We start from the raw sequence: 9,711 nt of genomic DNA, 5'->3' as shown, positions 1-9,711 counted from the left end.
CCGCGGTCACCGTGCCGCCGCGCTGGCGCGCCGCGTCTAACCGCTTCTCGTCCAGCTCGGCGATGAACGTCAGCAGCCGGGGGTTACGTGCCAGATCGGGGAGGTCCCGCACCTCCTGGATCAGTTTGAGGCGGGCTGTTGCCCGTTGGTGTGCTTGCGCGCGGCGGGCGTCCGGGTCGGGAACCTTCACCGACAGCGTGCGGGCGAACCGGCCGACCAGGAAGTCATGGATCTGTTCGGGAGCGAACTCCGTCAGCCGGACGATGAACCGGCCGAACGTCCGCTCGACCTTCTCCCCGGTCTTCGTCAACACCTCACCGTCGGTGAGGAAGAACTCGGCCCGGCTCGTCACAACGATCTTCGCCCGGCTGGCGGTCGCCACCGGGCCGCCGGCGCCGGAGCCGCTCCGGTCGTCGAAGGCCGCCAGGATGGTGTCGAGGTGCGCGCTCGCACGTTCGTAGGTGACGCGGGCCGCGAGTTCGTCGAAACCATCGAAGATCAGTATCAGCCGGCCGTGCGCCAGCATGTAACGGAACGCGTCCAGATCCGGCCGGCGGACCTGGGAGTCCACCAGGTGCTGGGCGACGAGCCGGTCGATCTCGAGGGACTTCTCCAGCTGCCGCAGCTCGATCAGCATCGGGTCGACATGCGGCAGGTGGCAGGGTAACGCTAGGGCGAGCTCGTGGGTCAGGAAGGTCTTGCCGTGCCCGGAGTCGCCGAGCACGAGGATGAACCGGGCCTCGTCGGTGGTCAGCCATTCGACGATCTGATCAAGTGCGGGGCCGGGCACCGCGGCAGCGGTGCGGTCGACCCGCCGGATGCGCTGCGGTACGTACAGCTCGGGTGGGTAGTCCCGGTCGGTGCGCAGCCGGTCGGTCTGCCGCTCGATATAGCCGCGCAGGTCCAGCACGCCCTGGTACTCGGGCATGCTCAGCAGCCGCACCCCGCGCCGCTCGGCGTGATCGACCAGCTCCGGCGCGGCCTGCGTCCCAGTGATGTAGACGAGGTCGGTGAACAGGCCCGTCCCGAAGGCGGCCAGGTACGGCGCCCGGACTGTTGTGGCGAACGCGTCAACCGCCGCCACGTCCAGGTGGCTGTCCGCGAGTTCGCCGGTGATCAGACCGACGACCCGTTGCTCGATGACACGGCCCTCGGCACGGCGGATGAGCAGGTGGGCGGGAAGTTTGCCGGACGCCTCGATCCGCGTGACCGTCGCGTCCGGGTGGCGCAGCCGGGCCACCTCGGCGACGTCGTCCAGCCTGTCGGGCGGTTGCCGCGGCGACCCGAAGGACCCGTCAGGAAGGCCGTCGCCGTCCATGCCCCGGCCATCCTGTCCGCGCCGGCGTAGGACTGCTTTGCCCCCGGTGTCGTCATCCGTGCCGGGGAGCGGGGGCCGTGGTGGGAAGGCCGCGCGCACCGACCGGAACACGCTCGGTGTGCGTACCGACCAGGAGTCACCGGCTGGATCGACCCGCAGGTCACCCGTCCACCGTTTCTGGTCCGGCTCATAGCGGCGGGCATACCGGGTGAACCCGCCCCGGTCGATGCGGAGCAGCTGGTACTGGTTAGGCACCTCAGCCGGGCGGGCATGCGCATCGACCGCCGCACTGCCCGTGGACGCGACCGGCAGCCCGGAGGACAGCCAACCGACCCGGCCATCGTGGGTGTGGCCGTGCAACAGCAGGTTCAGGTGCGGGCCGAGGATGCGGTCCAGATCGTCGACGTCACGCAGGTTCTCATCATCCGAGGTGGCGCCCCGGACCGGGTTGTGATGCACCGCGCCGATCCGCAGCCAGCCATCCCGCTCATAGCAGCCCAGCGCCTCGGCGACGGCACGGAGCTGGTGTTCCCCGAGCCAGCCGTAGTGCTCCTCGTGCGTCTCGGCCATCGTCGAGTTCAGCCCAGCCACGACGACTCTGCGGTCGGGGATCTCGACCAGTGACCATTCCTCGCCGACGGTGAACCCGACCGCGGCATCGGCGCCGTAGAACCGCCGCAGCAGGGCGTCGAAAAATTTCCACTTCGGCCAGTACGGCGGGAGGGGGCCTCGTCGGCCGCTGAACATTGCAGAAAGTAGGCATTGCAAAGCCTACCGTTGACGTCGTGGTTGCCGGGAATGAGCACGAACCGGTTCCGGTCGAGTTCCAGGCTCTCCGCCAGCGCGATGAGGAAGTCGTACGCCTGGTCGAATTCGACTTTCGTGCCGGTCTCGGTCAGGTCGCCGGTGACCACGACGAAGTCTGGTCGCAGGCCATCGGTGCCGGCCCGGTCCCGCAGGTCGTCGTGCAGCCGGCCGAACAGCGACGCGTGGGCACGGTCGGCCTCGGTCAGCCCGGCCCGGCCGAACACGTGGTGCGCCCCGAACTGGGTGTCAGAGATGTGCAGCACCGTGACGGCCGGCTCCGTGACCTTGCCCGGCCTGCCCGCGGTTACCCTGGGTGTGGTGAGCCTGCCCGGAGTCGTCTCGCTGAGGGCTGCTGGTTGCCCGTTCGGCCCCGGGAACGCGGGCCGTGCGGCTACGCCGGGGAACCGCGGGGCGACGGCAGGCTTGGCCCGGCCTTCGACGGACGCGGTGATCCCCGCGAGCAGCGTGTCGGCGGCGGCCGTCTCGTCGCGGCCGACCAGATCGATGTAGGTGGTTGAGCGCAGCAGGCCCTCGGGCTGGCACTCCGCGACCCGGACCGGCACGATCCGGCGCTTGCGCCCCTCGGGGTCGTCCGGCCAGATCGCCAGCCACTCGGCGTTGCCGTACCGGGAGTCGGTCAGATAGGTGGGGGACAGGACGGGCACCACCCGGGCCGAGGCCGGCAGCGTGCGGTGCATGCTGGCCGCCCAGTTCGTGCCCGGGACGAGGTCCCACGCCTGCACGAACACCCGCGCGGGCCGTTCGCCGAACCGCACCCGGGCCTCCAGCTGCCACGCGATCCACTCTGCCCAAGCGGCGTCCGTGCCGGTGTAGCTGACGAAGAAGTCGTAGCGATCGTCGCTGCCTGAACCTGACGTGTCAGATGCTTCGCCCCCATCACCCATGGGCCAAGAATGTCACGATCCGCGTCCGGTACAGCCGTCGGGCGTGCCCGGCGTGCGGAGCGCACAGCGCGGAGGGTGGCCGGTCGCCTTTCCGTCCTGCCTTTCCGTTCGGCGTTTCTGGCTGGCGCGGTCGTGCGGTCAACCATCCAGCGGGAGTACCCGAGGTAGCATAAGGAGTATGAGCGAGCCTACCCAGAAGTACTCGATCACAATGCCTCGGGACGTCGCCGAGGCGGCCCGCGCCCGCGGCGGTCCCTCAGGCCTGTCCGCATACGTCGCCGCGGCCGTCGCGCGCCAGATCGAACGCGACAACCTCAACGACCTGATCGCGGTCGCGGAGGCCGAACACGGACCGATCACCGATGGCGAGATTCAGGCCAGGCGCGATGCCCTGCTGCGCGCCCGCGAGCAGCAGGGCATCGCCGGCTTGAGCGTGGCATGATCCGCGCGCCCGTAGTGCCGGGCGGCATTCTTGTGCTGGACAGTGAAGGACTCGCCAAAGCCGTACAGCGCGACCGCGAGGTCACCGCCTGGCTCGCACTGGCCCGCGCCGACGACATGCGTGTGATCACCAGTGCGGCGACGCTGGTCGAGGTGGTGCACCCGCACATCAGGCGTCCGGCTCTCGAATGGACCCTGTCCCACATCGTCATCGAGCCCGTCACCGAGGACATCGCCCGCCATGCGGCGGCTCTCCTGGGTGATGCGGGTCTGCATGGTCACAAATACGCGATCGACGCCATGCTCTGCGCCACCGCGCTCGCCGTCCCCGGTCCGGTCACGGTGCTCACGTCGGATCCTGACGATCTCGCGGTGCTCTGTAGCCGGCGGGTTGCTCTCATCAAAATCTGAAGCGCCCGGAGTCTGACGTCGCGTTGTCTACCGGATGTTCGTCCGAAGGCGTGTTTGTGCGTTCGGCTGGATCGCCGCCACCGCGCTCGCCCTCGACGTTCCGGTGGTCAGCCAGGATGATGACCACGCGGACATACCGGGCCAGCGTGATCCGCGTCTGGCGATCGCCGCGGGAGAACGGATTGATCCCTTGTAGAGAAAGCCACACGTGGGATCGCAACCGGGCTAAGAGCGCCCGGCAATAGGGGTGTGGATCAAGGAGTGGGGTTGGGGTGCGTGCATCGCGAGGCGGCGGAGGGAGCCACCGGAGGTGTTGGGCGTCGACCAACGAGCCGGGGTACCCGTGCATCGCGCAGCGATGGATGGGGAGCGATGCGGCGAGATGTGTGCCCCAGCCCCGCGACGCCGCGCCCCCTATTGCCGGTCGCTCTAGACAGACGGGCTCGGCTCCTGCCGCCGGCCGTCGTCCGGAGTGATCGGCGAGGCGGGGATGGGTACCGCGGGCGTGCGGGCCCGCGGTGGGCGAGTGAGCACCGCGCCGACGACGATCAGAAGGCCGCCGATCAGGACATCCGGGCCGAGTGGCTCCGACAGCGCCGCGGTACCGAGAAGCGTGGACCACAGCGGGATCAGGTAGGTGACCGTGGAGGCGACTGTCGCGCCGGCCGCACGGATCACGCTGAGGTTCAACACGTACGCCACGCCCGTCCCGAACGTTCCGAGCAGTAGGAGAGCGATCCCGGCCCCAGGGCCGGGCCAGCTCGGCGGGCCGCTGACAGGTGGGCCGACGGCCAGCAGTTCCATGGTCGCACAGGAGATCTGTACGGCTGACAGCACGATCGCGGGCTCCCCGCCTCCGGAGAAGAAGCGCCGGGTGTAGGCGAAACCGGCCCCGTAGCAGGCGGCCGCTCCGAGGCATGCCAGGCTTCCGGGGACCGTGCCACCGTGCACCCCATGCCAGACGCCGAGTACGACGAGAACGCCGACGAACCCCATCAACAGCCCGAGAAGCCGTCGCGGCTCAGGCTGCTCCCCGGGCACCAACACCAGAACGAAGACGAGCGTCGTCAGCGGCGTCGTCGCGTTGAAAACGCCGGCGAGCAGCGAACTCACCTGCGTTTCACCCCACGCGAACAGCGCGAACGGCATGGCGTTGAGCAGGGCCGCGACCACCGCCGCGTGGCCCCAGGTCGCGTGCGAGCGGGGAAACCGCAGCCTCTTCGCCAGGCACACGGCACTGAGCGCCAGAGCGCCGAACAAGCATCGCCACAGCGCCACCCACATCGGGGGGACGCCCTCGTCGACCGCAATTTTGATCAGTGCGAAGCTTGCCCCCCAGATCGCGGACAGCAGGATGAAGCTTGGTAGCCATCCGATCTGGATGTGCCGCTCGGTCACCTCGGTCATCGTCCAGCCTTCACACGTTGGGGCACCGTGCCCGGCCATCGTGCGCGATACCGATCACTGATCGTCGGTGGCGCGGCCTGCGCTACATAGGGTGAGTGACGGTTGCTACCCACCGTGGCCGGCGCCGGATGTCGTTTGCCAGGCGGAAAGGACCTCGCCCGGACCCCAGACGAGATCCACGTGAGTAAGGTCGAGAGCTGGGTCGGTGCCGGACAGGGACACGATGGCAAATCCCGTGTCGCCGACGGTGAAACCGGGCACCGCGGGTGCGCTGCGCATGAGGTCCGCGAGGTCATGGTTGTCGAACGCGGTTCCCAGCCACTTCACCGATCCGACGAAGTGCAGCCGTTGCGCTACGGGTGACCGGTCGGCTCCGACGAGGTCCAGCTCCGGGTCGAACTGGCGGTTCCACCAACCGCCCACGGCTTCGACGTCGGGCCAGGGCAGCGCGCCTGAGACCGACGCGAGTTCCAGCGCCTCGCGGACCAGCGGTTCGACCGCTCTGCCCCGCCATGCCGGCCAGCGGCGTTGCACAAGCCGGAAGGCCGCTTCGGGCCGTCCGCGACGTGCCTGTTCCTGGGCGGATCGCAGCGCGGTGAGATACAGGCGCAGATTGCTGTCGGCGACCCGGTAGAGCGCGGGCTTGCCAGGGCGGGTGGACAGTGGTTCATCGACAGCGAGTACCCGCTTCTCCTCGACCAGCCGGCGTAGGAGTGGCGACAGCGATCCTGAGCTCAGGGCCCCCTGGCGGCTGCCCGCGGACGCGGCGATGTTGGCGTGTGTACGGTCTCCGCTGCCCACCGCCTCGAGAACCCGCCGCGACTGGTCGGGTGCGGGAAACTCCGCCATCAGTGTTGATTCCGGCACGCTGAACAGCGGCGAGGCCGGGTCGGTGCATTCCTGTTCGATGAAGGGCAGCGGCGGAGTTCCGGCTGGCCAGTTCCGGAGAATACCGGGCAGCCCACCGGAAACCAGCTGGGCGTCGATCGCGTCGGCCGCGTCCAGACCCAGCGCACGTCCCGTTTCCGCCGGGTTGAGGGGGCCGAGGACAAGATTGTCGGCCCGTCCGAAGAATGGCCGGTCGTAGGCGGTGAGCCGTTCCATCATGTGGATATCGCTGCCGAGGAGCAGGAGGAGCACCGGGCGTCCGGCGAGCAGCCGGTCCCAGGCCGTCTGCAGCGCCCCGTCGAACAGATCGTCCTGTTCCGCGAGCCAGGGAAGTTCGTCGAGGACGACGATGGCAGGGAAGTCGGGTAGGACCGAGGCGAGGACACGGAAGGCGTCAGGCCAGCTTCCGGTGGCCGCGGTCGGCACGAGTTCACGCTCGGTCGGCAGGGACGACTCCCTGAGGTCCGCGAAGAAGGCGGCCACCGATTCGACGGGTGAGGCTCCCTTGGTCGCGGTGAAGAAGAAATAGGGGACACCGGCCCGATCACAGAACTCCTGCACAAGGCGTGACTTACCCACCTGTCGCCGGCCCCGGAGGGCGACGGCTCGTCCAGCGCGGGAGGAGGTCAGCTGATCCAGCCGCTTGCGCAGGAGGGCAAGCTCGGTCGCTCTGCCGACGAAGTCCCACGCCATGAGGGCATCCCATCTATGTAGATGACATCTACGTAGATGCATGCTAGCGGTGGAGTGCGGGGGATCTGGTTGGCTGGGCGGATGTCGCACCGGGTCCCGTGTGTCGGGGCGACATCCTCGACGGGGCGGGCGCGCTGCTACTCGTCCAGCACGGGCGGGAGCCGGCCGTGGTCCGCGGTCGGTGCCCACCGCCTCGAGAACCTGCGACTGGCCGGGGTGCGGGAAACTCCGCCATCAGCGTTGATTCCGGCCCGCTGAACAGCGGCGAGGCGGCGTCGCGGGGGTGGGGCACACACCTCGTGACGTTGTCGTCGGTCAACCACCCCAAGGGCCAGGGTGGTTCCCTCCGCCGCCTCGCGACGCACGCGCCCCAGCCCCACCCCTTGATCCACATTCCTATTGTCGGGCGTTCTTACTGAGGCATGGCGTCGACCAGTTTCAGCAGCGTCGCCGCCGGGACGGGTATCCAGTCCCAGACGTCCACGCCCACGTTGATCTGTCGTTCACTGATCTGCCAGGCGTCGTGTACGTGCCCGCACAGCAGCGGCCGGCCGTCGTCATCGGGACGGCTGTCGACATAGCGGTCGGATTCCGTGTGGTCGCCGCGGTAGGGGAAGTGGGCCAACGTGACCAGCTGGTTGCCGATCCGGTGTTCCCGCACGACTCCGGACGTGTGGACGTCGGCGAAGCCCGCCTCGATGTACCGACGGATCTGGCCGGCGTGCCGGCGGTGCCCGGACCAACAGGAGTCATGATTACCGGCGACGAGAATCTTGTGGCCGTTCAGCGCGGCGACCGGGCCGAGCTTCGTCGGCGTGAGCGAGACGTCCCCGAGAACCCAGACGGTGTCCGTGGCCGCCACCACGGCGTTCCAGCGTGCCACCAGGCCGGCGTTCATCGCCTCGACGTCGGGCCAGGGCCGCGAGGCATAGCCCAGAATGTTCGTGTGGCCGAAATGGAGATCGGCTGTGTACCACGTCGTCACAGAATCCCTGTCATTACCAGTCGGTTCACGGCCAGTCGATGCCGTCGATCAGTTCGGTTGCCGTGACGTCGAGTAGGTCGCTGCGCCCGGTCTCGTCGTATTTGCCGTCCACGAGTTGCCAGATTCGCACCGTCCGGCGGTTCGGATCGGCGACGATCAGTTCGTCCACCTCGTGCGCGGCATAAAAATCGATCTTCGCATAGGTCTCGTCGTCCGGTGACACGACCTCGATGACCACGGCGGCGGTGGAAAGGTACACGCCGGTCGGGTTCCCGCGGTGCAATCCACCGTCGGGTACCCGGTAGTCGTTGCGGCGGCCGAGGTTGAACGGGCCGGTGCGTACAAGCCCGGCGGCCCGCGCACGAATCCGTAGCAGCGCGCTGATTTCGTCGTCTACACGGCCGTGTTCGGCGGAGGGGCCCGGCGCCATATGGTATTCCCCGTTCCAGATCTCGTCGAAGGTGTCCTGCCCGAGCGATTCGCGCCGGGCGATGAACTCGTCGAGGATCTGAGGGCGTTCGCCGAGAACTATGGTGCGCATGCCGGACCGCCTCTCCGTGACTTCGTCGACTTCGTCGGCCGAAGGCCGCGAGAGTCTCTCGTGGTCACACCAGATTATAGATCAATACCGTGCCATCCGTGTCCGGGAGTGTCTCTCGCCGGATCACGCGTTCCGGCGGCGCGCTGCCGGCTCGGTCAGCGACGGCGGTTCGTAGCCCGCGTCCGCCATGTTGATCGTGATGCCCGGCGGCACGATCTCGTCGATCCGGTTCAGGACGTCCGGCGAGAGCGTCACTTTGACCGCGTCGAGCTGTGACTCGAGCTGCTCCAAGGTCCGCGGGCCGATGATTGCCGAAGTGACGGCCGGGTGGGTGAGGACGAACGCGATGGCCAGGTGGATGAGGGAGAGCCCCGCGTCTTCGGCCAGGAGGGCGAGCCGCTCGACCGCCTCGAGCTTGGTGGCGTTCGCCGGGAGGGTCAGGTCGAAACGTCCGGGCGTGCGCTGGCCACGGCCGGAGACGGGCAGCTCGGCTCCCTTGCGGTAGCGCCCGGACAGCCACCCGCCGGCCAGCGGGCTCCACGGGATCACGGCCAGTCCATAGCGCTGCGCAACCGGCAGGACCTCGCGCTCGGCACCGCGGGCCAGCAGGGAGTACGGCGGTTGCTCGGACACGACACGTTCCCGGCCTCGCCGCTCGGCGATCCACTGCCCTTCCACGATGGCGGACGGCTCGAAGGTCGACGTCCCGATATAGCGGATCTTTCCTTGGTGGACGAGGTCGCTCAGAGCGCCGAGGGTGTCGTCGAAGTCAGTGCCGGGCTCGGGCCGGTGCACCTGGTAGAGGTCGATCCAGTCGGTCCGCAGGCGGAGCAGGCTGTTCTCAACCTCGCGGATGATCCATCGGCGGGAGTTGCCCCGATGGTTGGGGTTGTCGCCCATGGGTGCGTGGAACTTCGTCGCGAGCACCACCTCGTCCCGCAGGCCCCCGGCGAGCGCCTTGCCGACGATTTCCTCGGACTCACCCTGTGAGTAGATGTCCGCGGTGTCGATGATATTGATGCCCGCGTCCAGGGCACGGTGAATGATCCGGATGCTGTCGTCATGGTCGGGATTTCCCCAGGCGCCGAACATCATCGCCCCGAGCGTCAGCGGACTGACCTTCACCCCGGTCCGGCCGAAGGCGCGAAGTATCATCGTGCTTACTCTCCTTTAGAGCGACCGGTCCAGAGCGACCGGCAACAGGGGGGCGCGGCGTCGCGGGGCTGGGGCGCGTACCCCAACTCCTTTTCTTGATCCACATTCCTGCTGCTGGATGCTCTTAATCCATGAATTTGATCCAATCGAATCGAATTTA

At 68.2% G+C, this 9,711-nt stretch carries 9 protein-coding genes; 2 read left to right on the top strand and 7 right to left on the bottom strand.

The window, feature by feature from the left end; translation table 11 throughout:
• Positions 1-928, bottom strand: a 928-nt coding sequence (locus MJ777_RS11170) for an NACHT domain-containing NTPase (protein ID WP_239375850.1), incomplete at its 3' end; no start/stop codon positions are given.
• Positions 929-1,896: 968 nt separating this feature from the next.
• The gene (locus MJ777_RS11165; RefSeq protein WP_239375822.1) at positions 1,897-3,030 is read right to left on the bottom strand and encodes a TIR domain-containing protein; all 1,134 of its coding nucleotides are present in this window, start codon (positions 3,028-3,030) and stop codon (positions 1,897-1,899) included.
• 178 nt (positions 3,031-3,208) lie between these two features.
• Between MJ777_RS11165 and MJ777_RS11160 the strand changes: the two genes are divergently transcribed.
• Together MJ777_RS11160 and MJ777_RS11155 are read left to right on the top strand one after the other, a co-directional pair.
• On the top strand, positions 3,209-3,472 hold the full coding sequence (locus tag MJ777_RS11160) for a hypothetical protein (protein WP_239375820.1): 264 nt from the start codon (positions 3,209-3,211) through the stop codon (positions 3,470-3,472).
• Positions 3,469-3,882 carry a type II toxin-antitoxin system VapC family toxin gene (locus MJ777_RS11155; protein ID WP_239375818.1) on the top strand — a complete coding sequence of 138 codons (414 nt, stop codon included), beginning with the start codon at positions 3,469-3,471 and terminating at the stop codon, positions 3,880-3,882. Before MJ777_RS11160 ends, MJ777_RS11155 begins: the two co-directional genes overlap by 4 nt.
• A 429-nt stretch (positions 3,883-4,311) precedes the next feature.
• Here MJ777_RS11155 and MJ777_RS11150 read toward each other — a convergent pair whose 3' ends face one another.
• The 5 genes from MJ777_RS11150 to MJ777_RS11130 all read right to left on the bottom strand — a co-directional run bounded on the left by MJ777_RS11150 (position 4,312) and on the right by MJ777_RS11130 (position 9,551).
• A complete protein-coding gene (locus MJ777_RS11150; protein WP_239375816.1) occupies positions 4,312-5,289 on the bottom strand; it encodes a DMT family transporter in 978 nt (325 codons plus the stop codon).
• A 105-nt stretch (positions 5,290-5,394) separates the two neighbouring features.
• Complete coding sequence (locus MJ777_RS11145; RefSeq protein ID WP_239312950.1) at positions 5,395-6,870, bottom strand: ATP-binding protein; 1,476 nt, start codon at positions 6,868-6,870, stop codon at positions 5,395-5,397.
• A gap of 412 nt (positions 6,871-7,282) precedes the next feature.
• On the bottom strand, positions 7,283-7,855 hold the full coding sequence (locus MJ777_RS11140; protein WP_239375814.1) for a metallophosphoesterase family protein: 573 nt from the start codon (positions 7,853-7,855) through the stop codon (positions 7,283-7,285).
• 25 nt (positions 7,856-7,880) lie between these two features.
• Positions 7,881-8,396, bottom strand: coding sequence for a Uma2 family endonuclease (locus MJ777_RS11135; RefSeq protein ID WP_239312944.1), 516 nt, complete (start codon positions 8,394-8,396; stop codon positions 7,881-7,883).
• Between the two features lie 123 nt (positions 8,397-8,519).
• Positions 8,520-9,551, bottom strand: a complete 1,032-nt coding sequence (locus MJ777_RS11130) for an aldo/keto reductase (protein ID WP_239338173.1) — start codon at positions 9,549-9,551, stop codon at positions 8,520-8,522.
• Between the last annotated feature and the right edge of the window lie 160 nt (positions 9,552-9,711).

The organism is Protofrankia sp. Cj5 (assembly GCF_917627405.1).
Taxonomy (GTDB): Bacteria; Actinomycetota; Actinomycetes; order Frankiales; family Frankiaceae; genus Protofrankia.
Note: the sequence above shows the minus strand (reverse complement) of the source record. Positions and strands in the feature narration are given on the sequence as shown.

Coding starts and splice junctions, on each gene's coding strand:
- MJ777_RS11165 (WP_239375822.1), bottom strand. CDS start 3,030: ATGGGTGATGGGGGCGAAGCATCTGACACGTCAGGTTCAGGCAGCGAC.
- MJ777_RS11160 (WP_239375820.1), top strand. CDS start 3,209: ATGAGCGAGCCTACCCAGAAGTACTCGATCACAATGCCTCGGGACGTC.
- MJ777_RS11155 (WP_239375818.1), top strand. CDS start 3,469: ATGATCCGCGCGCCCGTAGTGCCGGGCGGCATTCTTGTGCTGGACAGT.
- MJ777_RS11150 (WP_239375816.1), bottom strand. CDS start 5,289: ATGACCGAGGTGACCGAGCGGCACATCCAGATCGGATGGCTACCAAGC.
- MJ777_RS11145 (WP_239312950.1), bottom strand. CDS start 6,870: ATGGCGTGGGACTTCGTCGGCAGAGCGACCGAGCTTGCCCTCCTGCGC.
- MJ777_RS11135 (WP_239312944.1), bottom strand. CDS start 8,396: ATGCGCACCATAGTTCTCGGCGAACGCCCTCAGATCCTCGACGAGTTC.
- MJ777_RS11130 (WP_239338173.1), bottom strand. CDS start 9,551: ATGATACTTCGCGCCTTCGGCCGGACCGGGGTGAAGGTCAGTCCGCTG.